Below are 26,420 nucleotides of genomic sequence, written 5' to 3'. Positions count from 1 at the left end.
AGTTGCTAAAGTAACTGCATAATCGCTGATTGTGTAAAAAGAGCGCTCCTTTGGGGCGCTTTTTTTTATGGATAAAATAAACCACCTATAAATTGTTAGACAATACCTATCAAAAGCTGTCCTTAACTGATATTTGTGTGACCTAATCTGCAATTATTAAACTTTCATAAAAACGTAATATAAAGAAAGAGAAAAACAAACATAAAGAATTTAAGTGAAACTCACTTAATAGGAGGAATCGCAATGAATGCAAAAGTGAATATTTCAAACCGTGCTGGTGCATCTTTCCCTGTACGTCGTATGGATTTTAATTTTGACGATGTACCTGAATATTGGGCAAGTGGTTCAGCGGGTATTACACATTTCATGACTGCATTGTCAGCATTGTTCCCAGATGGTGAAAAACTTTTTATCGATTCTGTGCGTGCGGTACGTTATCACCCTGCGATCAAGGACAATGAAGCATTACAAAAAGAGATTAGTGCTTTCATCGGTCAAGAAGCTATGCACACCAAAGAGCATGAAAACTTTAATGCTTCAGCAAAAAAGTTTGGTCATGATGTTGAGAAATACGAGCGTGAAACAGGTGTGTTAATTCAAGGCGCACGTAAATGGTTTGCACGTGTAGTCAAGCCTTTTGGTATGACTCAAGAAATGGTGGATTTAACCGCGACTACTGCATTAGAGCATTTTACTGCAACAATTGCTTCGCAACTGCTGGTCAATGGACATATCCAAAAGTTAATGACTGATCCAACCATGTCGTATATGTGGTATTGGCATGCTGTGGAAGAAAATGAACATAAAGCAGTGGCTTATGATGTTTATGAAGCGGTGTTTGGTAAAGGTATCAAGGCTTATGGCTTACGTACCACGGCTTTAGTTTTTGCAATGGTACTCATCTTTATGGCGCAATCATCTTTTGTGGTGCGTTTATTAAAAGAAGATGGCAAGCTCAACCTAAAAGAGCTCGGTATTATTTATAAATATGCTTATAGCCCATCTAAAGGCATTATCACAGGAATGACCAAAGAAATGTTGGCATACTTTAAGCCAGGTTTTCATCCAAATGATCTCGATACAGTGAGTTTGCTTGAGACATGGAAAGCGAAACTGGGTCTGTAACGCGTTTTAAAGGCAGCATTTTGATTAAGGAGCAACAATTGTTGCTCTTTTTTATTAGACTTATTGGTTTAATTTCTTATAATTCATTTTTTATATTGAGTTGATGAACGCAGATGATTCGTTTAATGCAATCTTCAGATCTGCACGCTGTTTCTCAAATTGAAGACTTGGTACAAAGTCATCCTTGGAAAAAAAGTCAATTTGAAGAGTCTATAACAAGTTATCTAAGTACGGTGATTGAGCAAGACCATCAAGTGGTGGGCTTTTGTATTCTGCAACCTGTTTTAGATGAAGCCAATTTATTACTTATGGCCATTCATCCGAGCCAGCAGGGTAAAGGATTAGGCTATCAACTGTTAGATGAGTCGATTGCATTATTAAAAAATAATCCAGTACAAATCTTTCTTGAAGTGCGTGAGTCAAATAAAGCTGCGATTGCGCTCTATGAAAAAGCCAACTTTCATCAAATTGATTTAAGAAAAAATTATTATCCGAATCAACAGGGCGGCCGTGAACATGCAATTATTATGGTCAAAGCCTGTAGTGATGATTTTTCAAAATTATTTAAATAAGCCTAAGCAATATCGAGAATGCGAACAGCGAAAGCCGATTATTTGATAATCGGCTCATTCCATTCTGAGGGCAGGGTGGTCATCAACATATCGCCCAACTCTTGAATTTCTTTGGCTTCCAAATGACGATTGATCCGTCGCCATTGTCCATCTAATAATAATTCAAATGGTGCATATTGAGATTTGTAATTCATTTTCTCGGCATGTGGAACCCAATACCCGAGGTAAACAAAATCTAGATTCAACGATTTTACATATTCAATTTGTTTGAGAATCGCAAAAACCCCCAGTGAACGCTTACTTTCATTGGGATCAAAGAAGGTATATACCGCAGAAACGCCATCATCCAATTGATCACAGGTAGAGACACTAATTAAACGATCATCTTTCCACAGTTCAAGGAAAAAGCTGTTGGTACAACTGTGAATCAGGAATTTTTCAAATTGGTCATAACTGGGTGGGAACATATCACCATCGGCGTGTCTTTCAATAATATAACGCTCGTACAGATGATAATGCGTTTGTGTGGCCTCTTGGGTCGAAATAATTTTAACGGTTAAATCTTGATTGCGTTTCCAGGCTTTTTTCTGAGCACTGCTCATTTTAAATTCAGTCACTGGCACCCGACAAGATAAGCATTGGCGGCAAAGATGACATTCAGGGCGATAAACAAAATCACCACTGCGTCTAAAACCTACACGCGATAATTCGGAAAGTGTGACAACATCAATACGATGTACAGGGTCGAGAAACACCATACGTGCAGATTTATTTTCTAGATAACTGCAATCATGCGGTGGCGTAATATAGTACTGTAAGTCGTTTAATAGGGACTTAGGATGATAAGAATTCATAAATCATGTCCCTCCTTTTATTTTCATTCCATTAAGCGCGATAAAATCGCTATTGTTTTACTTGAAAATACACGCTCTTGATAACTTTTCCAATCTATAGAGGGTTGTTTTATTACATCTTGTAACGATTTAAGGTATTCATGGCGAGAAAGTGTACAAGCACCAAGGCTGAGTAAGTGATCATTGACCAACTGACAGTCAATCCACGGTAAATTATTTTCTCGGCCCAATAACATCAGTGTGTAAAAAGCCATTTTGGAAACATCGGTTTGAGTGCTAAACATCGACTCACCAAAACAACCATGGCCAATCGTCACACCATACAGCCCACCTACAATTTTATCTTGATCCCAGACTTCAACACTATAGGCATAACCAGCTTCAAATAGTTGGCAATAACCGTGAATAATCTCCTCAGAAATCCACGTTTCATCCGCATAGCTACGTGGGAGCGAACAAGAACGAATGACCTGTTCAAAAGCATGATTGATGGTAATTTTATAATCAAACTTTTTCATATTTCGCAGTAGTGATTTACTTGGATGATAATCCTGAGGGCGAATGATGCAGCGGGGTTCTGGACACCACCAACAAATTGGCTCACCTTCGGAAAACCATGGAAATAAGCCATGCGTATAAGCTTCATATAATGTAGAAGGTGCTAAGTCTGCACCTATACAAATCAAGCCTTGTTCATCTGGATCAGCTTCTATTGGATCTGGAAAAATAAATTGTGAAGGGGAGAGTTGATTCACGAGAATTCATCAATAAAAAAGATCAGCTTTATCTTAGCTGATCATGTGATTAAATGTCTAAACAGACCCTATGCAAAAAGTTTCAAATGTTTTGCAATTTTGAGTTTGTCACTATCTAGAAAGAATTGGGCTTTTTCTTGAATGACTTCTAGGCTGGTTTTTGGATCCGAAACGGTATTGCCTTGTTGATCCAATACCAGCCAGCCTAATTGAGTCAGCACATCCCAAACATATTGTGCAAATTCTGCGGCAGATTCTAGCCCATCGATAAAGTGAGCGCGATAGAAGAGTTGGGTAAACTGATCGGCTGGAATACCAATCCCTGTGAGTGGACAGGCCAATACTTGATAATTGGTATGATAGCTGGCTTGTTCAAGGAAATAACGATTTAATTTCTGAGCATGTTCAACCATATCTTGATTTGAAGCCGCCTGACAAGGTTGTGCCAAACCTAAGTGGCATAAAATCACCAAGGCATTGAGCAGCTTTGAATAGGTAATATCAGGAATGGCCTGTTCAAGCTCTGCAATCGTCTGTGGCTTATAGTCACATTGCTTAAAATAAGCACCGAGTGGTTGATAAATCTCTTGGATTAAATCGAATTCCCCTAAGTATCCTGAAATTGTTTTTGGCAATTTTTCTGGTGCTGTTAATAAGACAAAGGCTGTATTTCTCAAACGATGCTGAATTTCTAATGCAGTTAAGGTATTTTTCCCGCGGATATATAAATCTTTTCTAAATTGTGTATTGGCAAAATAATCACGGCATTGCTCTTTAAAAACAGGATGTTCAATGGTGTTTAAAAATTGCTGATGTTGTTCACTAAAATTAATGTTATCTAGATGTGAATTTAAATCTGTTGAACCCGCATAGGTCAGTTTAATTTCTTCTAAAATTCGCACGACTTGTTGAAAAGAAAAACACTGCCAATCTTGATTTAAGTATTCGTGGATCAAATAGTTTGGATTTTGTTTTTTTAAATCTTGCACTTTGTTGAGTGCATTTGGATTTCTCTGAGCAAAGAGGGGATTTTGCGCTAATAGCTCTTCACTAAAGTTAAGTGAATCATTTACTTTTTGTAGCGGGTTGGTACTGGTGCTATTAAATTTAAAATGACTGTGAAATAACTCGCGGACTGGCATATTGGCAGCCCAACCGGTCAGGCAGTTATAGCTGATATAGACAACCCCATTGGGACTTAAAAATTTTCGGATAAATTGCAAAATTATATGTTGGTTTTCGTGGCTAATCCAACTCCAGATTCCATGTAAACTAATCGAGTCAAACATCGGTAAGTCTTTGTTGAGTAACTCTTCAAAACTTGCATCATAGAAGTGATGCGGAACTTGATTTTGTTCAGCCAAGACATTGGCATGGGCAGCATGAGCAGGGTTAAAGTCTGTACCAAAAAATAAACCAAAACTGGATGCAGCATGAATATTTAGACTGACACCTTGACCAAAACCGAGTTCACAATGTTTGTGACGTTCATTGGTGGGTGGGCAATCAACCCCATTGAGTAATAAGCAAAACTTTTGGTAATTCGGGCTTAAGTCTCTATAGTAACCATAGGTGTAATTTACTTCTGTCTGGTAGCCATCGGTCCACGCTGTTGTCATGTTTTTTCCTATAATTTGTATTCGTTTAAAGTCATTGCTCTTGTTTATTTATAAATCAAAAATAAACAAACCGCCATGTAGGCGGTTTGTTTTTACACAAAATAAATCAATTATTCTAAGCCATCTAAATAGCGGTCAGCGTCAAGTGCAGCCATACAGCCTGAACCTGCAGATGTAATTGCTTGACGATAAACATCATCAGCAACATCACCCGCAGCAAATACACCCGCTACAGATGTCGCTGTGGCATTGCCCGCAGTACCACTACGTACTTGAATATAGCCATTACGTAGTTCAAGTTGATTTTCAAACATTGCCGTATTTGGTTTGTGACCAATCGCCACAAACATACCTGATACGTCAACGTCTTGAGTTGAATCATCTTGGGTAGACTTAATACGTACAGAGGTCACACCAGAATTGCTGTCACCTAAAACTTCATCAACTTGATGGTTCCAGATGATCGAAATTTTACCTTCTTTAACTTTTTCATTGAGATGGTCTTGAAGGATTTTTTCCGAACGTAATTTGTCACGACGGTGCACAAGGGTAACGTGTGAAGCGATATTAGAAAGATATAGTGCTTCTTCAACGGCAGTGTTACCACCACCCACAACCATCACTTTTTGGTTTTTATAGAAGAAACCATCACAAGTTGCGCAAGCACTTACACCTTGACCCATATAAGCCTGTTCAGACTCAAGCCCTAAATATTGTGCTGTTGCACCTGTTGCAATAATTAACGCATCACAGGTGTACTCGTCCATATCGCCTTTAAGTACGAAAGGGCGAACCTGAAGATCAACTTCATTGATATGATCGTATAAAATCTCAGTACCAAAACGTTCAGCATGCGCTTGCATACGATCCATTAACGCTGGGCCAGTTAAACCTTCAGCATCGCCAGGCCAGTTCTCAACATCAGTCGTCGTGGTTAATTGACCACCGAGTTGCATACCTGCAATTAAGGTTGGTTTTAAATTTGCACGCGCTGCATAAACAGCAGCACTATAACCAGCAGGGCCAGAACCTAAAATAATTAACCGAGAGTGACGAGCGCTCATGAGTCATCCTTTTTTATGAAAAATATAGAAATTGTTTGAATTATACGTGAAACTTTATCAAAGTTGTGTGGCTTCAATGTCGATAATATTGATCATCTAAATCGAATTGAGCTATATAGAATAATCAAATAATATTGTTTGGCATTTTTATTGAAATAAAAGCTTAAATTTCTAACAATGCTTTACAACACAAGTAAATAATAGTGCATCTTTTTTTTAAGAACAGGTGCATAATATAAAAATTTCTTCTCTCAAGAAAGCTGATCAAGCTTCAGAAAAGAGTAATTTGAACAATTGGTTACAGGATAGTATATGACTGCGGTGTCAAATGTTTATGCACAGCGCTTTTTAACAACAATATTCTTGATTTCATTTGGGATATATCTGTTCCTTGCAACAGTGACATATACCCCATTTGATCCAGGCTGGATGCATATTTCGAGTGATACACAACAGGTTTCAAATGCCAGTGGTGTAGCGGGTGCTTGGATTGCTGATTTGTTGTTTGGTTTTTTAGGTTGGGCAAGTTTACTCATTCCTGTATTTATTTTTATAGAAGCAGTCCAAGTGTGGTGGCCACGAAGTTTTGTGAGTCGTCCGTTTCGTTACGCTGCTCAATTTTTTATTTTGCTTGCGACCTCAAGTCTATTGTATTTGCTTTGGAATGTACCAGCAGACACATTAGCCAATGCTTCTGGTGGAATCATTGGTTATGAACTTGGTGAAAGCCTATCTCAACTGATGAGTATTTATGGTGCAGTTGTATTTATTTTGCTCTTGCTCGTTATTCTATTTACCTTAGCATTTGGTATTCAATGGAATAGAACGTGGGCAACACTAAAAGCCACGCCTGCTTATTTACAAGATTTGTTTTATAAAAATGTTCCTGAAAGTGAATCTGCTTTTGATTTGACCTCACCGCAGAAAAATAAAAACCATGCGCATACGCATAAAGCTGAACCAATAACAGCTCAAGCTGAATTCGTCGAAGCTGATGATCAGGCACCAGCAAAAGAGCATTTGATTGTTAAAAATACGAAACACAATCAAACAGCTGAACGCTTATTTGATGACATGATCGAGCAAGAAAATAAAACTCAACATCATGTTCAATTTGATCAAGACGATATTGATGATTTGGAATTAGAGCGGACTTTAGAAAAAGCACATCGTCTAGAACAAGACAGTCAACGTACTGTTTCATCTGGTGAAGTATGGAAAGCCTTACATCAAGATCAAGACCATAATCGTGATATTGATGCCTTGATCAAAGCGTCAGAAGATCAAACTGAAGATAAATATGCAGATCATTTGCCACGCGCGCATCAACATGATGTTGATCCTGTGCAGATCAATAAAAAATCTTCACTTGATTGGGATGATGACCAAGTGTTTGATGAATTGTTATCAGTTGTACCAAATGGACAAACTGCCACAGATATCCATAGCCCATTTAATACCGCTACAGCGCAGACTCATATTGAAGCTGGTTATGTAGATACTGCTGTTCAGGGTGGGCAAAGCGTTGCGAGTGGTGTCGCAGTAGCGGCAACTTCAGGCGTAGCAATACAAAATTTAGCCAATGAATTAGATGAGCTGGCATCGCTTGCAGATGAAGAACTTACTGAAAGCCCAACTGCGTACCAACCAAATCAGCAATCTGTAGATATTCGTACAACCAGTAATTATGCTCAATCTACGCCATTTACCCGTGCCAATATTCAAACCAATTTAAATGCATCAACCTTGGTCAGTGAAGAAGAAAAGTCTTTAATTGCTGCAGATAAAGATGCATTTAGAGATGCTTGGCAAGAAACTGCGGGTAAACCTCAAGACGAATTGCAAAGTGAGTTTGCAGAACTTGAAGATGATTTCGACTTAGATGCACCATTAACAGATGCATTTGGTCGTCCGATGTCACGTGCAATGCAAGTTGCAAATAAGCGTCGAGACTTACCAACATTGCCAGGCTATGAACTGTTAGATAAAGTCGATCCAAATAAAAAAGTCAACTTTACCGCAGAACAATTGTCACGTTTATCTGAACTGTTAGAAATTAAACTTCAAGAGTTTAACGTCAAAGCCAAAGTGATCGAAGCCCAACCTGGGCCAGTGGTTACACGTTTTGAGTTAGATTTGGCACCCGGTGTAAAAGCCTCGAAAGTGACCAATATTTCCCGAGATTTGGCACGTTCTATGTCAATGGCATCTGTACGTGTGGTTGAAGTGATTCCCGGAAAACCTTATATCGGGATTGAAGTGCCGAATAGCAGTCGTGAAATGGTACGCCTGATTGAATTGTTAGAAACTCCCGTTTTTAAAGATCCAAATGGTTTGCTTTCAATGGCAATGGGTAAGGATATTTCTGGTAATCCTGTGATCACTGACTTAGGTAAAGCGCCGCATATGCTGGTTGCGGGGACAACAGGTTCAGGTAAATCAGTTGCTGTAAACTCAATGATCCTGTCGATGTTGTTGAAATATACTCCTGATCAATTGCGTTTGATTCTGATCGATCCAAAACAATTGGAATTAGCGAACTACAATGATATTCCTCATTTATTGACACCTGTTGTGACTGACATGAAAGATGCTGTCAGTGCATTGAATTGGTGTGTCAATGAAATGGAACGTCGTTATAAGCTGATGTCTTTTTTAAAGATCCGTAAATTAGCCGACTATAACCGTAAAGTGGAAGAAGCCATTGCAAATGGTGAGGATCTCATTGATCCAACTTGGAAACCAAGTGATTCTGCGACACAAGACAGAGCACCACGTTTGCAACCATTGCCTTCGATTGTGATTGTTGCCGATGAATTTGCAGATATGATCATGCAAGTGGGTAAAAAAGCAGAAGAAATGATTACTCGTCTGGCACAAAAATCTCGTGCAGCAGGAATTCATTTACTGTTAGCAACACAACGTCCATCGGTAGATGTCATTACGGGTTTGATTAAAGCCAATATTCCAACCCGTGTGGCATTACGTGTAAACAGTAAAATTGACTCGCGTACTATTTTGGATGGTGGTGGTGCAGAGGATCTCTTGGGCCATGGTGATATGTTATTCCTCGGTCCAGGTAAAATTGATCCTGAGCGTGTACATGGTGCATTTATTTCCGATGATGAAGTCAACCGTATTTGTGACGCATGGCGTGAACGCGGTGAACCGAATTATGTTGATGAAATTCTCACGCCGTTTGACGAAGAACCGACCACACGTGGTTTCGAAGATGGTGATGGCGATCCGAACCGTGATGCACTCTATGACCAATGTGTTTCATTTGTCTTAGAAACACGTAAGGTGTCTGTATCTTCACTGCAACGTAAGTTTAGCTTAGGTTATAACCGTGCTGCCCGTATTGTTGATCAAATGCAGGAGCAGGGTATTGTCAGTGAACAAGGACCGAATGGTAAGCGAGATATTTTGGTCTAATTTAAACAGCTTGCAATGAGCTTAGGCTCATTGCAAGCTGTTTAGGCTATAGAAATAGTCCGAGTAAATACAAGCACCAAAAAATAGAAAATAACACGATAAGTACCATTTGAGCTTTACTAAATTTCTTTTGTTCAATGACCACAAATTGATTGGATTGTTGTTTGGCAAAATTGAGAGCCTTAAATGCAGGCATTAGAAAAATGAAATTCAATACAGTAATCAGATCATAAGGTTCAGGCAGTTTAATCAGTACTGAAAAAACAATAAATCCTATAAACATCCAGCCTGATGAAAAATTCTCTGTATATCCTTGTTGCTTGGCATAGTTATTTATTTTTTTAAACAAGGAGTATAGGAAAAAAATATAAAATACTGCCCGAAAAGCCGGCATGATGTCTAATTTGTCTTTTTGCATAAAGAAGCGCCACGCTTTAAACATCCACCAAATCTGATATAAACCCATTGTCAAAAAGCACAAGAGCATAAATTTATTGATGCTGATGATCTTCTGCACTTCCACAGGATGATGTGGGGGTTGCTCAATGGGTGAGGTTGAATTTTTTTCTAAATTAAGCATGATTTATTTTTTAAGCTCGTTTTAATTTTTGATTATAAAGATAAAATATTATTTTCTCCAATAATTAAAATCCGTCTTTTTAAAAGATGGTTGATGTTTTATTTGTGGTATATGTTCATCGAAGTTCAGCCTAAAGAATTTTATTGATGTACCGATATCGATGGAAAAACATGAATTTTCACACTAATATAAATCTGTCTCGCTGAACGGAATCTAGTCCATGTTGATCGCATTATGTACGTTAATCTTTATTCATTTTTGTGCCCTGATTACACCAGGCCCTGATTTCTTTCTGGTCTCGCAAACTGCGATTAGCCGTTCAAGAAAGCAATCTATTTTTGTGGTTTTGGGGATTACCGCAGGGGTGATGTTTTGGGCTTTTTTAGCTTTGGCGGGTTTGAATATCATTTTTGAAAAAATGGCATGGTTAAAGCAAGTGATGTTGGTTGTTGGTGGGATTTATCTGTGCTGGTTAGGCTACCAAATGCTTAGATCTGCTTTGAGTAAGAAAGAGAATATATCACAGCATCATTTTGAGTTACCGCAAAGCAATCTGCGTTTCTTTCTCAAAGGTTTCTTAACCAATTTATCAAACCCGAAAGCGGTAATTTATTTCGGTAGTGTATTTTCAGTGTTTTTAGCCAATCCACATTTAGATGGTGTGCATTCATTATTATTTATAATTGTTTCCGTGGAAACGCTGATCTGGTTTAGCTTTGTTGCCTTTGTATTTTCATTACCTAGCTTTAAAGCCGCTTACCAAAATGCCTCAAGATGGATTGATGGTATTTCAGGTGGGATCTTTACACTCTTTGGGGCATATTTGATTGGTCATCGCTAAAAAGCATGCTCCAAAATTTAAAAAAACCTGCTTCAAGCAGGTTTTTATTATGCTGTTATTCGGAAATAATTTTTAAATTATTCCACATCTTTGGTTAATTGATAAAGTTCAGCATTTGGACCTTCGATCTTTTCACCCGTTGCAAAACTACGTGCTTCTAAGATATTTTCACCAACAAAGTATTTGCGGTTATCTGCATTTTTATCTAGACCGATAATCGATCCAGATTCATCAAAACTGAAATGACCTTGAGTTTTAAATTCTTTGCCTTCACCTTTAACTCCTTCATATTCTTCAGTCAGTTCATAAGTGTGATCTGATTTTAGGATGAGTTTGGTTTTGATTCCTGAGCAATCAGCACACGGAAGTAAGCCTTTGTATTCCCCAGCCCAATCCAAGCTATTTTGAGCATTGTGTTCTGAATCTATGGTTGGGGTTGCTGCTTCATGCGATGCAGCAGCCTGTGTTTGAGCTGTCGCTTTGATATCTTCTGATGCATTATGAGTCTGCTTAGAACAAGCGCTTAATGACAGCGCTAAAATAGACATGACGAAGAGTGTTTTTTTCATAACATAACCCAAATGAATAAATAATTATATGTGAATAATTTTATCCAGAATATAAATTATCTCCCTGATATGAAATGTGAATTATGTAAGAAATTGCTGAGTAATGTAGTTCGATGTTAAAAAGTTAGGCTATTATAGAAACTCTGTTATTGTCATATTTTAAGTATTCGAATCTATGTCTCATTTGGCTGAATATGTTGCTCGTATTTACAATCAAAAAAACCACAATCAAAAAAGCAATGATCAAATCAAAATTGAAAATGTTATTTTGCAATGCGAAAAAAATTATGAGCAAGATATAGAGATCACTCAGATCACCAAAATTTATACATTTTCAGATGGCACACAATTGAAACAAAGCATAGAACAAGACAATCAGTTGTTTGAAGTGGAGTCTTGTCTAGAAAGCTGGATTGAATATCAGGTCCTTCACCAGTCAAATGTGAATATTCAGCCACAAAAAATTCATTTTGATAATCATTGTCGTGAATTACATTGGATTAACTATTTTAACCAAACGAAAAATTGATATATGCAAATTCATTGCAGAATTTAATCAAAACTGAATATTTACTTACAAGTTTTACATCGAATTAATTTTATACATTTATATATTAATTGCTGTTTTTCTATACGAAGTGGATTTTTATCTGATCTATTGGTTGCTACAATCCAGCGCAAATTCTTTATATTTTGGTGTGCTGGGTGTTTGAAAAATTAGCTGAACAAAGTTTAGGTTGGATGGGATGGCAAATTGATAACCATTGGGATTTAAACATCGACCAATGTGTCATGATTGCAGCACCGCATACCAGTAATTGGGATGCACTATATGCACGTTTAGCACTGAAAGCTTTGGGTGTTCATGTGCGTATTACCATTAAAGACAGCTATATGAAATTGCCTTTTGGACCTTTTGTGCGTGCTATGGGCGGAATCGGGATTGATCGCCGTCCCAAGCAGGATGGTGAGGAACGTCCAAGTATGGTTCAGCTGATGAGTGATCTGTTTAAGACCCATCCTAAATTGGTGATGCTGGTGACGCCAGAGGGTACGCGTGCAAAGCAAGAACAGTGGAAAACAGGTTTTTATCATGTTGCCACCAGTGCTGGCGTACCTATTGCACTGGCGTATATGGATTATAAAAACAAAAAAACAGGGATTGGTAAAATTGTTTATCCGACTGGGGACTATGAACAGGACATGGCTGAAATCATGGAATTTTATGCTCAGATCAATCCGAAACATCCAGATTTATTTAGTATAGATACTAGATTTATTCCATAAGCTGAGTTTTGTTTTGTAAGTATCTTTGCAAACTCAAATACAATGAATTTAATTTTTATATGGGAAGGGTGATTTTGCTCATTCCCATATTTTGTCGGTCTTAAATATTTGCTGTTGTCCCGTTGATACACCATCTGCGCATTTAGATATTATTTTATAAATAACCTATTTTTTAGCTCAATTAAAACACTACTTTAATAATTCAAAAGATCTACATCGTTATTTAAAAATTACTTAATTTTTTAAAATGACGTATATAAATAAATTGTTGAAATTCGCTTTAAGTTGTAAACAGCTTAAAGCAATCGCGTAAATAATTCTAAAAGTTAAATTCAACATTTATTGGGCATAGACAGGGATAACAAGATGAATAATAGCGTCTATTACAATGCAAAATTTCATACCGTGAATCAATCCCAACCTTGGGCAGAAGCCATGTGGGTAAAGGACGGTAAAATTTTAGCGATTGGTGATCAGGATGAAATTCTGAGTTTGGCAGCGGATGCTGAGAAATATGATTTAAAAGGGAAATTGGTGATGCCTGGCATTCATGATGCACATACTCACCTTTTAAAAGCGGCACTTCTGAGACTGGAATATTCTTGCCAATTAAATGATCCACAAACCTTGCAAGAATTGGCACAGCAACTCAAAACATATTGGGAAAAATATGCCTCCAAACGAACATGGATTTTTGCAGGGCTCTATAACCCATTGATTTTTACAGCTGAGCTACTGACACGAGAATGGTTGGATCAAATTATTCCAAATGTGCCTATTGTGATTCATGATTTTTCATTTCATAACGTCATGGCGAACAGCCAAGCACTACATCTTGCAGGAATCACCCGTGATACACCGAGTACGACCCGCGCAAAAATTGAAAAAGATCCTGTAACAGGTGAACCCACTGGAATTTTGCGTGAAGGTGGATGGGTGAAATTATATATGGTCGCACCCACAGAGACCGATGAGGAAAATAAGTTCGCGCTTAAAATGGCGGCAAGTATATGTAATCAATATGGTATTACTTCGGCACAGGAAGCTTCAGCAACAAGATCATTCCTGACAGCAGCTAAATCTTTGGATGATGACGATGAGCTTACACTGGATTTGATTTGTCATATTCCTTGGAAAGCAGAAATTATGTCATTGAGTGATCGTGAAGAAGATGAAAGGGTGATCGCAGAACGAACGCAATATGCATCAAAACGTGTCATGGTGAATGGAATCAAAGTGATGCTAGATGGTACATCTATGGCACCCACCTTTAGCCATGTCCCCTTAGATCCGATTTCAGATGAACCTATTACTTACAATTTACTTCTCGATTCTAATGAACTCACTGAAAAAATTCGTGAATGGACCAAAGAAGGTTTGATCGTTAAATCACATTGTACGGGTTATGGTTCTGTGCGTATTGGTTTAGACAATTATGAAAATGCCAACGATGTTGAACGTAAAACAGGGCAATTTCATGACATTGCACATGCCCATTATGTTTCTGCAAAAGATCGTAGCCGTTTTGCAGAATTAGACATTATTGCTGAAATGTCCCCCGCGATTTGGCATATCCCAGAATATCAACAAGCGCTTGGCAAAGCCTATGATTTTCGAACTTTGTATGATGCTGGTGCAACCATGACGATTGGTACAGATTGGCTTTTGCCACCTACGCCAAACCTCTTTCCTGCACTGGCAGGTATTTTGCAGCACGGAGATGAAAGTGTGCCTTTGGATGTGGCAGTCAGGATCATGACGTTGAACGGCGCAATTGCTGTTGGCCATAGTCATCGTACTGGGAGTTTAGAAGTGGGTAAGGAAGCAACCTTTATTGTTTTGGATCGCAATATTTTTGAATCAAGCCCTGAAGAAATTGCTAAGACTCAAGTTATCACCACAGTATTACAAGGTCAGCATGTGTTTCAGCGTGCTAACTAATCTACTGGGTTAAATTATTGTTTATGTGCGTAAGGGAAGACATATATGAGCGGAATAAAACGTATTCCTGTGACCTTACTGACAGGTTTTCTGGGGAGTGGTAAAACAACATTACTGCATCGTTTGTTGGCCGATGATCGCATGGCGCACACGGCAGTGATTATTAATGAAATAGGTGAGGTTGGCTTAGATCATTTATTGATAGGTCGACTTGACGATGACATTGTTTTGCTAAAAAGTGGTTGTGTCTGTTGTAGCATGAAAACAGAACTTTCAGAAACGCTTAAACTTCTTTATTTTCGTGCTGAGGCAGGGGAAATTCCTGTTTTTGACCGTGTTATTGTCGAAACAACAGGTATGGCTGACCCGATTCCCTTGCTTAAGCTTTTATTGGCAGATGAAAGTGTCGCGACTTTATTTAGTGTGCAAACCGTGATTGCTACGGTTGATACCCTATTGCCCTTACATACCCCGCAACAGCGGACGGAAAGACTACGTCAAATCGCTGTTGCAGATAAAATCATTTTAACTAAAACAGATTTGTCGCATGCCTTTACAACATTTACCAAGCGTATCCGTACTCTGAATGCGAGTGCTGAAATTATTGATGGTGCGGATGTGACGGCTGTTGCTTTAGTTATTTTTGATCGTGAAAAGTATCCTGTTACACGTAATTTACCTGATGCGCAAAGGTTTATGCATCAGACAAATCCTCAAAACGCTTTCAATAACGCAGCGCATCATAATATTTTTACCTTGTGTTTATATGCTAACCAAGCTTTGTCTTGGGCGCGTGTGACCTATTTTCTTCAGAAGTTGGCACGACTTTATGGCGTGAACTTGCTCCGAATCAAAGGGGTGATTCAGTTAAAAGAGTCGTTACGACCGGTGATATTACACGGTGTTCAACATTATCTATTTCCCGAATCCTACCTAAATGCGTGGCCTGATGATGACCACAGATCGAGAATAGTGGTCATTTTTGAAGGGGAAATTCATCAACAGATCCAAGCATTGTTTGATGCCATTGTACTTGAGCCAATGACCACATAGCAGAACGCCTGCACCCATAATCCTCAGCATTTTCAATTGCGCAATTTAGGCGTAGGGGGATTTGCATCTTAAAAAAACAATTTGGTTGATCGTAATTTTTTAACGATTTCTCTATTAGGAGACACTCATGGAAGACAAATATGTTCACTCGATTGAACAACATACCATTCAGCAAATCCCATTAAATGCGCGATACGGTAAGGCTCGGGATCTATTCACACTTTGGTTTGGTGGAAATTTGATGCTATTGACGTTTGTGACAGGATCAGTTTCAGTCACCATTTTTCATCAATCTTTTGTCTCTGCTATTTTAAGTATTATTCTAGGGACGCTTATTGGTGGCATCTTTGCCGCACTCCATGCCGCTCAAGGACCGCATCTCGGCGTTCCTCAAATGATTCAAACCAAAGGGCAGTTTGGTGCATATGGCGCGCTTCCAATCCTTGGAATCGTGGTCATCATGTATGTCGGCTTCCTAGCTTCAAATGCGACGCTGGCTGGACAAGCCATGAATTTGCTTATTCCCTCATTCAGTCAGTCATCTGGCATATTATTCACTTGTGTCGTTGCTGTGATCGGCACAATCGTTGGTTATCGATTAATTCATCTATTTACAAAAATAACCTTTGTGATCTCTGGTTTGGCTTTTTTGGCAGCATATGTTTGGGTGTTTTTTATTCAAGGTTTACCTGCAGATTTTTTTGCGCGTAATTCTTTTTCAGCTACAGGTTTTCTCGCTACACTTTCGATTGCTGCACTGTGGCAGATTGCATATGCACCCTATGTCTCTGATGCTACTCGTCATCTGCCAAAAGAAACAGGGGCTAAGGCAGCGTTCTGGGCGACATATTGGGGATGTGGATTGGGTACCATCATTCCAATGTGTTTAGGGGTAACTATAGGATTGGTGACACCAGGTGGAGATGTTATCGCTGGGATGATCGCTTATGTATCTGAGATGGGGAGCGTATTTATTTTGATTTTGGTCATTTCCATATCAGCGATCAATTCAATGAATTTGTATTGTGGTGTGCTGACTTTAATTTCTTTTATCCAGACATTTATTCCATCATTTATGCCCTTGGCTAAGGGGCGAATTGTGATTTCATTTTTGTTGATTGCTATTGCACTGTGGATTGGAATCAAAGCATCCAGTAATTTTCTGCCCATATTTATTAATTTTATTTTCTTGCTCATCTACGTACTTATCCCTTGGACGGCTGTGAATTTGGTTGATTATTATTGGGTTCGTAATGGGGAATATGATGTCGATTCGTTTTTCCATCAAGATGGGGGAATCTATGGAAAATTTAACCTCATGGCCGTTTCTGCATATATTTTTGGTGTCATTGTTCAAGTGCCTTTTATTGCGACAGACTTGTATACAGGTCCTATTGCCAAGGCACTTGATGGTGCAGATGTTTCATGGGTTGTCGGTCTAATTTTAACCTCTATTTTTTATCTGATGGGGATCAAAATTTTTGGTATCAAAGACCATTCATACAAGGCAAAAAATTAAATCAAGGTATGGCAATTGTGATGAGGCAGCAATCATATCACTTTGCCCATACTGTACTTTCTAAAGCCACTATTTTTGCTGCTTTTGAGGCTGTTTTGATCATGAGATAAAATTTGGAGATGGGGCCGCTATATTGCACCACGGGTTGTATTTAAAAATTCAACAGCACAGGATGAGGGTCTAGGCGATTTTAAAAATGAACGCTGCTCATCATTATTTACGCTTATGTTTTTAAAACACAATCATTGAAAACACGATATTTTTAAGATCATAAACGTTTTGCAGTATTCAGCAATAATCGGCTTATTTATTTTTAGCGTTGCCTGTTGTTGAGCGTTGCACACCGCCAAGGGATTCACAGGCTGTTTTATAAATATCGTATTGTTGTTGAACCACTTCATCGAGAGGAATTTTAAATAATTCATCTCCAGATTTATAGCGATCGACGTACTCAGTGGCTTTTTCTTTACTCACTGCAAGTGAGCGTTCATGATAAGTATTAATTGAACTATGGGCCAATTCTGCTGTTTCAATATTATTACATTGAAATTGGCTGAGCAGTTTTTCCGCAGTTTTAATTTCACTAGATGTGCCAAGTACACATCCTGTTAAGAGAATACTGGCACTTAACAAAAATGAGTTTTTCATCACAGATATTTAAGAAAAATGAGTGGCGGAATTGTAGGATGAATCGAGTATTAAAAATAGAGCCGCTCGAATATTGTTTTCACTTTAGTAACCAATTGCTGAATAAATAGCCAGCGAAATTCATTCAACTTTCTCTTTCTTTGTTAAAGCAATGATGTCAGTAATAAGAAACAACCTGAGGCAAATAATAAACTCAGCACCAATTGTTTAAATTGTTTTTCTGATATTTTATAAAACATTTGCGCACCAATCAGCGCTGGAATACTCACTGTAAGAATGATCAGTACAAAATACGGGAGATGGACCTTGTGGATGGTTCCTTGGCAGAGATAAATAATAATCGTAAACAACTGAATCGCAAAATTAAAATGTCTTAAAATATAACGTTGTTGTTGTTTAGGCAGATTTTTAAGCATCACCCAAGCTGATGGTGCTGCGCCACAAAAACCACCTAGACCACCTAAAATACCACCAATAAAACCAATGCTTCCATCTGCAAGTTTTCCCAACGCTTGAATACGAGGAAACACAGGAGCAAAGAACATGGTCGGACACCAAATCACTAAAAATAATCCAAGGATTGTTTTAAAGGTATTTCCATCAATGAGATGTAACAGATAGGTACCAAGAGGTACACCGATCAATCCTGCAATGATATAAGGGAGAACAAGGGAAAACGGGAGTTGATGTTTTTGTTCTTTTCCCAATGCAATGATATGACTCCATAGAGAAGCAAACACCACCAATGGTGCTGCTAGCTGTGGTGGTAATACCCAAATCCAAAAAGACATCGCAATCAAAGCAAAGGCAAAACCGGTTAAACCTTGGACAAAGCCTGCAATCATGGCACCGAGAATAAAAATAAACCAAGTCATTTTTAAATTAAACAAAACTGGATAGGACTAGAGCATAGCATTGAGATAAGTAATCTTGGTTGAATTAGCCGATTTTAAAAGAAATCGTGAGTTTCCATCATGACTTATTGAGATAAGCATATCTGTATCGTTAACATCTATACCATTAAAAACGATCAGGTCTATTAGATCATGAATAAAAATCCATCCAATAAAAAGCCCCTGATGACAGAGGCTGGTAATTAAGGGATTATGAGGTCAGTTCTATTAGTCATTGCTTGGTTTTAAGGATTGCGTTAAACCATTAATATCTCCGCCTTTAATGCCTAACTCATTCATTAAGCTATCAATCAGTGGGGCTTGAGAACGATAGCGCAGCGCACTATTGACCACTTGATCAGACAAAGCAATTTGATTTTGTTCACCAGATTCACCTGTTGTATTTGAACTTGCCATACCGCCTAAACCATTGACTTGAAGAATCTTAATATCATCAATATTTTCCATTGGTTTAACACTTTCACGAATGATTTCAGGTAAGTATTTCAATAAAGCTAAACGAATTTGCATCTCAACTTGTTCTGTTGAAAGCACGTTATTGGCTTCATTGACTGCACGCGTACCTTCAGCATCAACTTGATATTGCTTTTCTTGTGCCGCAGCAAGTAACATTTTTGCATCTGCTTCACCTTTGGCTTTTAAACGTATTTTTTCAGCATCCGCTTGTGCTGCAATACGGACTGCTTCAGCATCATCTGCAGCTGCTTGTTTGGCTGCTTCTGCTGCTACGGTAATCGCAATTGCATCTGTTTCAGCGACTTGCTTTGCAGCCACCAATTCAACGGCTTTTAAACGCTCTGCACGCTGAGTTTCACGAACAGTTGTCACTTCTTCTTCCGCTTTTACCGCTTGTGCACGTGCTTGGTCAGCCAACGCTTTGGCTTCAGATTCAGCACGTGATTTTTCAGCAATCGCAATTGCACGGTCTTGTTCGGCCAATTCAATGGTTTTCTTCTGTTCGACTTGAGCTTTTTGGATCAACTGTGCTTTTTGAATATTTTCATTTTCAACATCACGTGCAGACGCAATACGCTTTAATTCTACTTCACGTTCAGCGGCAATCTGAGCTTCTTCTGCTTCGCGTTTTTTTGCGGCTTCTTGTGTTGCAATTTCTGCTGATTGCTCAGCTTTACGAATGGCAATTTCTCGCTCTTGTTGAAGTTTTGCATATTCTTCTTCACGTAGAATTTGCAAGCGTGCTTGTTCAGTTTCTAAGTTTTTTGCTTTAATGGCTAAGTCATTGTCTTGTTCAATGTCATTGCGTTTTTTACGGCGGTCTTCAATGGTTTCGGTCAGTTTGGTTAAACCTTCTGCATCGAAAGCGTTTTGAGGGTTAAAATATTCAAAACTGGTTTGGTCTAAACCTGTCAGTGAAACCGTTTCTAATTCTAAGCCATTTTTAAATAGATCTTCAGAAACAACTTGTTGAACTTTCTGAACAAAATCAACCCGTTTTTCATGTAACTCTTCCATTGCCATTTCAGCGGCAACAGCACGCAGTGAGTCTACAAATTTACCTTCCACCAAGTCTTTGAGTTCTTGTGGAGACATGGTTTTTTTACCCAAGGTTTGGGCAGCTGTCGCAATAGATTCAGCGGTTGGTTTAACCCGTACATAAAATTCAGCCATCACATCCACTCGCATACGATCACGAGTAATTAGTGCTTGATCTGTGGCACGTTTGACTTCAAGACGAAGGGTATTCATATTGACGGGAATCACTTCATGTAAAACTGGCAATACAATTGCACCGCCATTTAAAATGACTTTTTCACCGCCAAAACCAGTACGGACAAAAGAAACTTCTTTACTTGAGCGTTTATACAGGCGGGCGATAATCACCCCGATGACAATCAGTGCCACCAATATAATGCCTGCTAAAACAAGGATTTGATATAAGTTTGAATTCAACATTTTATTATACCCAGGTTTGTTATTGAAAAATTAAAGTGGCGTTGCTTGAAAGCCTAGTTTTGTTCTTTGTGTCAAAATCACACTTTGACCTTGTTGGAAGATTTCATCTAATTCTGGTTCAACCAAAATATAATGTGTCTGTCCAAATTGATCGATGACTTTGGCTTGTGCAGGGTAGTTTTGTTTTGCTTCACCTAAAATAATCTGAGCTGTACGCCCAATCAGTTCATCACTGTGAATCGCAGTGGTTTCATCTTTCGGTAAAATTTTTGCAACGAGTGCTGCACACACTCGAACAATCGGCATAGATAAAAAAAGACTTGCTGGCGCAATCAACCAAATTGAAAAATAATTTCCAGTGAAATTGAAAAATATACTTTGCACAATAAAACCAAATAGAGCATAAACGGTCAGAAAAATGATCAACCAAACCAAGACGGGAACACGACCAAGATAGAGCCAATCTAACAGCTGAACCAAAAGATTGTGATCTGTATGGATATCTAGATCCGCATGATGTGTTTCTAACAGTTGATCTGGAATAAACTGGTCTAAGAAACCTTGTGAGGTTGAACCAATAATAAGAAGTAAACACTCCACAATACCCAATAAAAACATCAGGCACAGACTGACACTAAACAGTAAGTTGGATGAGTGTATAAATAATTCCCACATATTGTTTTACTCAAAATTATTGTTGCGCGTTTTTATAAATAAAATTTTTAATTTGAACTGAATAATTAAATGATCATCAGTTAATTCAATTAATAAATTAAGTTTATCGGTTTTGTCGTAGTATTGCAACAAAATATTTTACGATACTAATTAAAATCAATATCTTATAATTTAATATATTCTTTTATATTTTGAAAATTGCTTGAAAAGTAATGCTTGCATTTTAGCCAACTATTCCTTATAACTGATTGAGTTTACAGAGGGAACTGAAGACAAAAAAATACGCAATGATTGGGGTGATCACTGCGTAGAACAACGAATCTGCTTTCACAGTTCGGTTAAGGAGAAATGTTATGAACTTTGGGGATTGTTCATAACTTAAGGTTGATAGTAGAGGTTCCCCTCTGTAAATTCATTGGTATTCACGTAAACAAGTGTTAAATCTCGTAAACATGGTTAAAATGTGAACAACATCAACTAAAAACAATATGCTAATCAATGTTTTTAAACATATTATTTAAAATAAATAAATTTTGCGCTGCGTTTCCCCGATCAATCTTTTCTCTGCTTTTTAATGTAAACGAGACAGTTTTTATCCGCTATTTGAGTTAATTTTGCTATAGTTCAAAGCTTAAATTTCAGCTTTCAAAAGTGCTGATTAGTCTATTGTATTGAACTCAACTTCCTATATTGCATCATGTTTGAGTATGCTGATTGAGAAGCAGAATTAAGATTTTAAAAATCGATACGCCATAAACTGTGATTTAAAGCTAATTATTCACTTTTTAAGGAATTTATATTGTTATCGTAACTACTATTCGAAAAAGCAGGACAACAGTATTTTTTGTGAATTTTAATTCAAAAAATTATATTAAAGATTCCGTTCTAAATTTTAGTTCTGGTTTTGCTTGCAATCATGCCGTATTTTTTCATAATAGCCTTTCCTGTCTTGATTAGTTTTTTACCATGTCACCATTAGAAATATTCGCGGTTATTATCAGTATTATTGGTGTCACATTGACGATTAAGCGAAATATGTGGTGTTGGGTATTTAACTTCTTTGCCTTTGTTTTATATGCCTATTTATTCTTTGAATTCAAATTGTATGGTGAAACAATCTTACAAGTGTTCTTTATGGTGGTGAATTTTTATGGCTTTTATCACTGGCTAAAAGGCAAGCAGCAAGATCAAGAGATTCGAATAGAGCCCATTGCTGTACAAACAGTGATCCTGCAAATGATCATCGCTGCTGTTGGAGGGGGAGTATTTGGGTTATCGCTGCACTATTTTACCGATGCTGCTTTGCCTATGTTAGATTCTCAATTGGCTGCATTTAGTTTACTGGCAACCTATTGGACCAGCCGTAAACATATTGCGACTTGGGTGCTTTGGGTTTTTGTTGATATCGTCTATGTAGGGATGTTTATGTATAAAGAATTATTCCTAACAGCTGCTTTATATGCGGCGTTTGTTGGACTGGCTGGATTTGGATGGTGGCAATGGGAACAGGTCAAAAAGAAACAATCGGCGAGCATGTATAAAGGAATTTAACATCATTTAAGGGACTGCCATGATTATTGATTTTGTTCAAATACAAAAACAAAAGTTTGAAGAACTTGTTGAAAAAATCATGGCCCAACCTGAGCAATATCTCGACTTTGATTCAGTCTCTGATTTTTACAAAGCCCAATGGTTAGATCAATTCCCACAAGGCACAATTTGGAGCACTTCTGGTTTGGATGATGGTGCAGAAGAATTTTGTATTCAGATCAAATATAGAGAGTTGATTTTTAATATAGAAATTCAATCAACTTCTATCGGTTTAAAATTTAACAGTAAAAATATCAGAGTTTATAAAAAAATATAAAGCCAAGTTTTTTTTGTTAAGCATTTGAAAAGGTTATTTTATTTTAATCAAGCTTAAAACTGAATCCCAATGATTTTGGGATGGTGATAACAAAGTGATTTGGGCATTGAATTTAAATGACAATATTGATGGTGTGCAGTTTAAAACAGTATGACAATCAATACAGAGATTCAGGCCAGTCTAATTGGATATTTCAAGTTTGGATTCTGCCTAAATTAATTTTCTAGAATGTTAAAATTTAAATTAAAAATACATTAGAGTAAATTAACGATAAATGCGACAAATCTTATTTTAAAAGTGCTTGTATCCAACTCAGCGTATATGTCCAAATAGGCTAAAGTTTGATGGATATCGCCAGTAAAATAAAAAATAATTCCATTCGGCCAAAACATGTAAGAGAAACCCCCTTTGTTTATTGAAATATTAGGAAAAATTTAAAGTTAAAATTGATAAAATAAACGTGATAAAATGATTGTTCTTTGGAAAATATTTGTAAATAATATAAAGGATTAATATCCTAACCTTAAGGTTTATTTAGAATAAAAATCTATATTTTTGAAATAAACTTACATAAAATTACTAGAGTGTTATATTTAAGTGGTCAATACAGATAAATAAAACAACGGATAGAAATTCACAATTTTATGGAATAGTTATTATATGGAACAAAAACATAGAACGGCAATACAGTCCTCAACGGAACACTTCACGCATGATGTTATGATCATGAATTGGAGTAATCTTAAGAAGTGTAGCCTTGTGCTCCTCTTGGGAGGTATTGCTGTTTTATCGTGGATTGCCTGGTGGTTTTTTAGCAACAGTCAAGTTGAGTTACAAGCTTGGATTAATCAAGATTTTTATCCAACCTATATGAAATTATTATCTTTTGCTGCACTGGGTTTTTTTGCACTGATTTTTATTATTCGTGCTTTAAGTAAAATTGCTATTTTTGAAATAATAATACCGTATATAGCCGTTGCATATTTTGGTCTTATCTTTGTTTTTGGCGCACATTGCATCGGAATTTTTAGCCCAGCATCAAGTGCAGGTTATGTCAGCTTAGTCACAGTGGCGCTGGTATTATTCGAACGAAAAGTGGTGTATCTAATCGTTATTCCAATCACTTGTTTTATGTTGATCAGCCTTGGATTAAGCCTGTCGAATAAAATGACGTATGCTCCAATTTTTAGTGAACACTTACAATCCATGTCGCTATATAAAAATACATTTTGGGTGTTTTGCATGTTGTATTTTTATATTCCGATTTTTTTTGCAAGTCTGGTTTTATTCGAGGTTCTTTTAATTCAATGGCGCAAAAGAGAGCAAATGATTCAGCAAATTAGCGTTCTAGATCCGCTTACAGGTATTTATAATCGTCGTAGGATTGGTGAGAATATTGAATTATTAAAACAGCAGCAAAGTTCTTTTGCGATCGTGTTATTAGATTTAGATTATTTTAAGAGTGTTAATGACCAGTATGGGCATGATACTGGGGATGCTGTTTTAAAACAGGTCGCAAAAATTTTGACTGAAAATATTCGTGAGCAGGATGTCGTTGGGCGATTTGGGGGAGAAGAGTTTATTATTCTAATGAACAACAGTGTATTAGAAAATGCGATGATGCTTGCTGAGAGATGTCGTCAAGCAATTGAAAAAGAAGAAATTCGATTAGATCATCAACAGACGATCAAAGTGACGGCAAGCTTTGGTGTTGCAGTATCAACAAACCCTTTTTTAGCAACAAAAAAAGAATTGATTCGTCAGGCTGATCAAGCCTTATATCTGGCAAAAAAGAATGGGCGCAATCAGGTTTGTCATTTCTTTGAAGTAGAACTTACCCATTCATTCGGATACAAACAACGCCGTTAAACTATTTCAAATTTTTTGCGATAAACTACACTTGTCATAAGGGTGATTAGACAAAGCACACCAATATAGTACACGGCACCAATATCGCGATATAAACTTAGCCATTGGACCAATGGCAGAGTTAAGCCACCTGCAATTGCGTATGCAACATTGTATGAAAATGATATTCCTGAAAAGCGAATTGGAGCTGGAAACATATTGACCAAGCTATAGGAAACCACACCGACTGTGCCAGAAAATAGTCCCAGTAACATGTACAATCCGAAGATGGTTGAATAAGCGGCATGACCTAAGCTGTAATAAAAAAGACTTGCAGTGATTGCCACGCTGAGCGATCCCAAACAAATAACACGTCCAGCACCAAAACGATCAGCGAGCAACCCTGCCAATATGCAACCCAGCATTTGCATGAGAATCGCCAAGCTTTGCATCTGAAATGCATCTGCACGTTGAAAGTTAAAGGTGATGGTCAGTAAATTTGGGGTAGATAGGATAATCACCACAACACAACCGGTCAAAAACCAAGTGAACAGCATCCCAATAACAACAGCAGATTTATGTGATGCCAAAACTTGCTTGATGGGTAGATCTTTTGAGAGTTCTTTACGTGCCTGCATCGCTTTAAACACAGGGGTCTCTTTAAGATAACTTCTTAGATATAAGGCAATTAATCCAAAAACTCCACCAACTATAAACGGGAGACGCCAAGCCCAAGCATGGATTTCAGCTTCGCTAAATTTAAGCGAAATAAACAGCGACATCAAAGCGCCCAGTAAGATCCCCAGTGACAAACCTGCGGTAAGCAAACCATTGGCAAAACCAATTTTCTTTGTTAGTACATGCTCTGAAACAAATGTCCATGCTGCGGGAATTTCTCCACCAATCGCAATGCCTTGAACCACGCGCATCAACAACAGTAGCAGTGGAGCAGCTAAGCCAATGTCTGCATAAGTTGGCATTAGACCGATGAACAAAGTGGGGAGTGCCATCAGTAAAATGGATAAGCTAAATAGGCGTTTACGTCCTACGAGATCACCAAAATGCGCCATGATCACGCCACCTAAAGGACGGAAAAAATATCCTGCGGCAAAAATTCCGTAAGTATTCAGCATTGCCCAAAAAGGACTTAAAGAACTAGGGAAAAATAGTTCAGCAATGATTTTTGCGTAAAATACATAAATGACGAAATCATAAAATTCGAGCGCACCGCCCAGAGAAGACAATGCAAGCGTTCTTTTTGCTTCCTTATTGAGGCCCAATTTTTCGTCCATGATGATGCAATGCCTTAAAAGAGATATTGAATGTGAATTTAATCATTT

At 37.7% G+C, this 26,420-nt stretch carries 23 protein-coding genes; 12 read left to right on the top strand and 11 right to left on the bottom strand.

Features of this window, described 5'->3' with window-relative positions:
• Window positions 1-243: 243 nt before the first annotated feature.
• Complete coding sequence (locus FY049_RS02860; RefSeq protein WP_004817558.1) at window positions 244-1,125, top strand: metal-dependent hydrolase; 882 nt, start codon at window positions 244-246, stop codon at window positions 1,123-1,125.
• A 113-nt stretch (window positions 1,126-1,238) separates the two neighbouring features.
• Window positions 1,239-1,697: a ribosomal protein S18-alanine N-acetyltransferase gene (gene rimI, locus FY049_RS02855; protein ID WP_004723651.1), complete on the top strand. Its 459-nt coding sequence runs from the start codon at window positions 1,239-1,241 to the stop codon at window positions 1,695-1,697.
• Window positions 1,698-1,735: 38 nt separating this feature from the next.
• Here the strand turns inward: rimI and FY049_RS02850 are convergent, their stop codons facing one another.
• The 4 genes from FY049_RS02850 to trxB all read right to left on the bottom strand — a co-directional run bounded on the left by FY049_RS02850 (window position 1,736) and on the right by trxB (window position 5,989).
• Window positions 1,736-2,551 (bottom strand): arginyltransferase, encoded by an 816-nt coding sequence (locus tag FY049_RS02850; protein WP_004723650.1) that lies wholly within the window; start codon window positions 2,549-2,551, stop codon window positions 1,736-1,738.
• 23 nt (window positions 2,552-2,574) lie between these two features.
• A complete protein-coding gene (gene aat / locus FY049_RS02845) occupies window positions 2,575-3,306 on the bottom strand; it encodes a leucyl/phenylalanyl-tRNA--protein transferase (protein WP_353164214.1) in 732 nt (243 codons plus the stop codon).
• A 68-nt stretch (window positions 3,307-3,374) separates the two neighbouring features.
• On the bottom strand, window positions 3,375-4,925 hold the full coding sequence (locus FY049_RS02840; RefSeq protein ID WP_327857687.1) for a class I SAM-dependent methyltransferase: 1,551 nt from the start codon (window positions 4,923-4,925) through the stop codon (window positions 3,375-3,377).
• 110 nt (window positions 4,926-5,035) lie between these two features.
• A complete protein-coding gene (gene trxB / locus FY049_RS02835) occupies window positions 5,036-5,989 on the bottom strand; it encodes a thioredoxin-disulfide reductase (RefSeq protein WP_004723647.1) in 954 nt (317 codons plus the stop codon).
• 312 nt (window positions 5,990-6,301) lie between these two features.
• Here trxB and FY049_RS02830 point away from each other — a divergent pair, with 312 nt between their 5' ends.
• Window positions 6,302-9,424 (top strand): DNA translocase FtsK, encoded by a 3,123-nt coding sequence (locus FY049_RS02830; protein ID WP_446083154.1) that lies wholly within the window; start codon window positions 6,302-6,304, stop codon window positions 9,422-9,424.
• A 46-nt stretch (window positions 9,425-9,470) separates the two neighbouring features.
• Here the strand turns inward: FY049_RS02830 and FY049_RS02825 are convergent, their stop codons facing one another.
• Complete coding sequence (locus tag FY049_RS02825; protein WP_327857686.1) at window positions 9,471-10,004, bottom strand: hypothetical protein; 534 nt, start codon at window positions 10,002-10,004, stop codon at window positions 9,471-9,473.
• A gap of 220 nt (window positions 10,005-10,224) precedes the next feature.
• On the opposite strand from FY049_RS02825, the gene rhtC reads away from it, so the two are divergent.
• Window positions 10,225-10,845 carry a threonine export protein RhtC gene (rhtC, locus tag FY049_RS02820; RefSeq protein ID WP_004723644.1) on the top strand — a complete coding sequence of 207 codons (621 nt, stop codon included), beginning with the start codon at window positions 10,225-10,227 and terminating at the stop codon, window positions 10,843-10,845.
• Between the two features lie 77 nt (window positions 10,846-10,922).
• On the opposite strand, the gene FY049_RS02815 is transcribed toward rhtC, so the two are convergent.
• Window positions 10,923-11,414 (bottom strand): copper resistance protein NlpE, encoded by a 492-nt coding sequence (locus tag FY049_RS02815; protein ID WP_166781915.1) that lies wholly within the window; start codon window positions 11,412-11,414, stop codon window positions 10,923-10,925.
• Between the two features lie 175 nt (window positions 11,415-11,589).
• On the opposite strand from FY049_RS02815, the gene FY049_RS02810 reads away from it, so the two are divergent.
• The 5 genes from FY049_RS02810 to FY049_RS02790 all read left to right on the top strand — a co-directional run bounded on the left by FY049_RS02810 (window position 11,590) and on the right by FY049_RS02790 (window position 17,214).
• Window positions 11,590-11,943 (top strand): hypothetical protein, encoded by a 354-nt coding sequence (locus FY049_RS02810; RefSeq protein ID WP_224964180.1) that lies wholly within the window; start codon window positions 11,590-11,592, stop codon window positions 11,941-11,943.
• A gap of 176 nt (window positions 11,944-12,119) precedes the next feature.
• Entirely contained in the window at window positions 12,120-12,701 is a 582-nt protein-coding gene (locus tag FY049_RS02805) for a 1-acyl-sn-glycerol-3-phosphate acyltransferase (protein WP_004723641.1), read from the top strand.
• A gap of 366 nt (window positions 12,702-13,067) precedes the next feature.
• On the top strand, window positions 13,068-14,642 hold the full coding sequence (locus FY049_RS02800; protein WP_151957922.1) for an amidohydrolase: 1,575 nt from the start codon (window positions 13,068-13,070) through the stop codon (window positions 14,640-14,642).
• A gap of 45 nt (window positions 14,643-14,687) precedes the next feature.
• Window positions 14,688-15,695 (top strand): CobW family GTP-binding protein, encoded by a 1,008-nt coding sequence (locus FY049_RS02795; protein ID WP_446083153.1) that lies wholly within the window; start codon window positions 14,688-14,690, stop codon window positions 15,693-15,695.
• Between the two features lie 127 nt (window positions 15,696-15,822).
• Window positions 15,823-17,214, top strand: coding sequence for a purine-cytosine permease family protein (locus FY049_RS02790; RefSeq protein ID WP_446083152.1), 1,392 nt, complete (start codon window positions 15,823-15,825; stop codon window positions 17,212-17,214).
• 303 nt (window positions 17,215-17,517) lie between these two features.
• Here FY049_RS02790 and FY049_RS02785 read toward each other — a convergent pair whose 3' ends face one another.
• From FY049_RS02785 to FY049_RS02770, 4 genes are all read right to left on the bottom strand, one after another.
• Complete coding sequence (locus FY049_RS02785; protein ID WP_446083151.1) at window positions 17,518-17,862, bottom strand: hypothetical protein; 345 nt, start codon at window positions 17,860-17,862, stop codon at window positions 17,518-17,520.
• A 143-nt stretch (window positions 17,863-18,005) separates the two neighbouring features.
• A complete protein-coding gene (locus tag FY049_RS02780) occupies window positions 18,006-18,737 on the bottom strand; it encodes a sulfite exporter TauE/SafE family protein (protein WP_446083150.1) in 732 nt (243 codons plus the stop codon).
• 246 nt (window positions 18,738-18,983) lie between these two features.
• Entirely contained in the window at window positions 18,984-20,690 is a 1,707-nt protein-coding gene (locus tag FY049_RS02775; RefSeq protein WP_446083149.1) for a flotillin family protein, read from the bottom strand.
• A 30-nt stretch (window positions 20,691-20,720) separates the two neighbouring features.
• Window positions 20,721-21,365, bottom strand: coding sequence for a YqiJ family protein (locus FY049_RS02770; RefSeq protein ID WP_446083148.1), 645 nt, complete (start codon window positions 21,363-21,365; stop codon window positions 20,721-20,723).
• Window positions 21,366-22,331: 966 nt separating this feature from the next.
• Here FY049_RS02770 and pnuC point away from each other — a divergent pair.
• The 3 genes from pnuC to FY049_RS02755 all read left to right on the top strand — a co-directional run bounded on the left by pnuC (window position 22,332) and on the right by FY049_RS02755 (window position 25,101).
• Window positions 22,332-22,916 carry a nicotinamide riboside transporter PnuC gene (gene pnuC / locus FY049_RS02765; protein ID WP_004723632.1) on the top strand — a complete coding sequence of 195 codons (585 nt, stop codon included), beginning with the start codon at window positions 22,332-22,334 and terminating at the stop codon, window positions 22,914-22,916.
• A 19-nt stretch (window positions 22,917-22,935) separates the two neighbouring features.
• Window positions 22,936-23,232, top strand: a complete 297-nt coding sequence (locus tag FY049_RS02760) for a hypothetical protein (RefSeq protein ID WP_004723631.1) — start codon at window positions 22,936-22,938, stop codon at window positions 23,230-23,232.
• Window positions 23,233-23,958: 726 nt separating this feature from the next.
• Entirely contained in the window at window positions 23,959-25,101 is a 1,143-nt protein-coding gene (locus tag FY049_RS02755) for a GGDEF domain-containing protein (protein ID WP_446083159.1), read from the top strand.
• Here FY049_RS02755 and FY049_RS02750 read toward each other — a convergent pair.
• Complete coding sequence (locus FY049_RS02750; protein WP_446083147.1) at window positions 25,098-26,372, bottom strand: MFS transporter; 1,275 nt, start codon at window positions 26,370-26,372, stop codon at window positions 25,098-25,100. The two genes, FY049_RS02755 and FY049_RS02750, sit on opposite strands and share 4 nt — an antisense overlap.
• Window positions 26,373-26,420 lie beyond the last annotated feature (48 nt).

It is taken from the genome of Acinetobacter sp. 1125_18A (assembly GCF_052824985.1).
The sequence above is the reverse complement of the archived record's forward strand: the minus strand, read 5'-3'. Positions and strand labels throughout refer to the sequence as shown.

What these genes read in the sequence shown, in the direction of transcription:
- FY049_RS02825 (WP_327857686.1), bottom strand. Translation starts at nt 10,004, where the DNA reads ATGCTTAATTTAGAAAAAAATTCAACCTCACCCATTGAGCAACCCCCA.
- trxB (WP_004723647.1), bottom strand. Translation starts at nt 5,989, where the DNA reads ATGAGCGCTCGTCACTCTCGGTTAATTATTTTAGGTTCTGGCCCTGCT.
- FY049_RS02785 (WP_446083151.1), bottom strand. Translation starts at nt 17,862, where the DNA reads ATGAAAAACTCATTTTTGTTAAGTGCCAGTATTCTCTTAACAGGATGT.
- FY049_RS02775 (WP_446083149.1), bottom strand. Translation starts at nt 20,690, where the DNA reads ATGTTGAATTCAAACTTATATCAAATCCTTGTTTTAGCAGGCATTATA.
- FY049_RS02800 (WP_151957922.1), top strand. Translation starts at nt 13,068, where the DNA reads ATGAATAATAGCGTCTATTACAATGCAAAATTTCATACCGTGAATCAA.
- rhtC (WP_004723644.1), top strand. Translation starts at nt 10,225, where the DNA reads ATGTTGATCGCATTATGTACGTTAATCTTTATTCATTTTTGTGCCCTG.
- FY049_RS02780 (WP_446083150.1), bottom strand. Translation starts at nt 18,737, where the DNA reads ATGACTTGGTTTATTTTTATTCTCGGTGCCATGATTGCAGGCTTTGTC.
- pnuC (WP_004723632.1), top strand. Translation starts at nt 22,332, where the DNA reads ATGTCACCATTAGAAATATTCGCGGTTATTATCAGTATTATTGGTGTC.
- FY049_RS02770 (WP_446083148.1), bottom strand. Translation starts at nt 21,365, where the DNA reads ATGTGGGAATTATTTATACACTCATCCAACTTACTGTTTAGTGTCAGT.
- FY049_RS02750 (WP_446083147.1), bottom strand. Translation starts at nt 26,372, where the DNA reads ATGGACGAAAAATTGGGCCTCAATAAGGAAGCAAAAAGAACGCTTGCA.
- FY049_RS02840 (WP_327857687.1), bottom strand. Translation starts at nt 4,925, where the DNA reads ATGACAACAGCGTGGACCGATGGCTACCAGACAGAAGTAAATTACACC.
- FY049_RS02755 (WP_446083159.1), top strand. Translation starts at nt 23,959, where the DNA reads ATGAATTGGAGTAATCTTAAGAAGTGTAGCCTTGTGCTCCTCTTGGGA.
- FY049_RS02830 (WP_446083154.1), top strand. Translation starts at nt 6,302, where the DNA reads ATGACTGCGGTGTCAAATGTTTATGCACAGCGCTTTTTAACAACAATA.
- FY049_RS02860 (WP_004817558.1), top strand. Translation starts at nt 244, where the DNA reads ATGAATGCAAAAGTGAATATTTCAAACCGTGCTGGTGCATCTTTCCCT.
- FY049_RS02760 (WP_004723631.1), top strand. Translation starts at nt 22,936, where the DNA reads ATGATTATTGATTTTGTTCAAATACAAAAACAAAAGTTTGAAGAACTT.
- rimI (WP_004723651.1), top strand. Translation starts at nt 1,239, where the DNA reads ATGATTCGTTTAATGCAATCTTCAGATCTGCACGCTGTTTCTCAAATT.
- FY049_RS02795 (WP_446083153.1), top strand. Translation starts at nt 14,688, where the DNA reads ATGAGCGGAATAAAACGTATTCCTGTGACCTTACTGACAGGTTTTCTG.
- FY049_RS02850 (WP_004723650.1), bottom strand. Translation starts at nt 2,551, where the DNA reads ATGAATTCTTATCATCCTAAGTCCCTATTAAACGACTTACAGTACTAT.
- FY049_RS02815 (WP_166781915.1), bottom strand. Translation starts at nt 11,414, where the DNA reads ATGAAAAAAACACTCTTCGTCATGTCTATTTTAGCGCTGTCATTAAGC.
- FY049_RS02810 (WP_224964180.1), top strand. Translation starts at nt 11,590, where the DNA reads ATGTCTCATTTGGCTGAATATGTTGCTCGTATTTACAATCAAAAAAAC.
- FY049_RS02790 (WP_446083152.1), top strand. Translation starts at nt 15,823, where the DNA reads ATGGAAGACAAATATGTTCACTCGATTGAACAACATACCATTCAGCAA.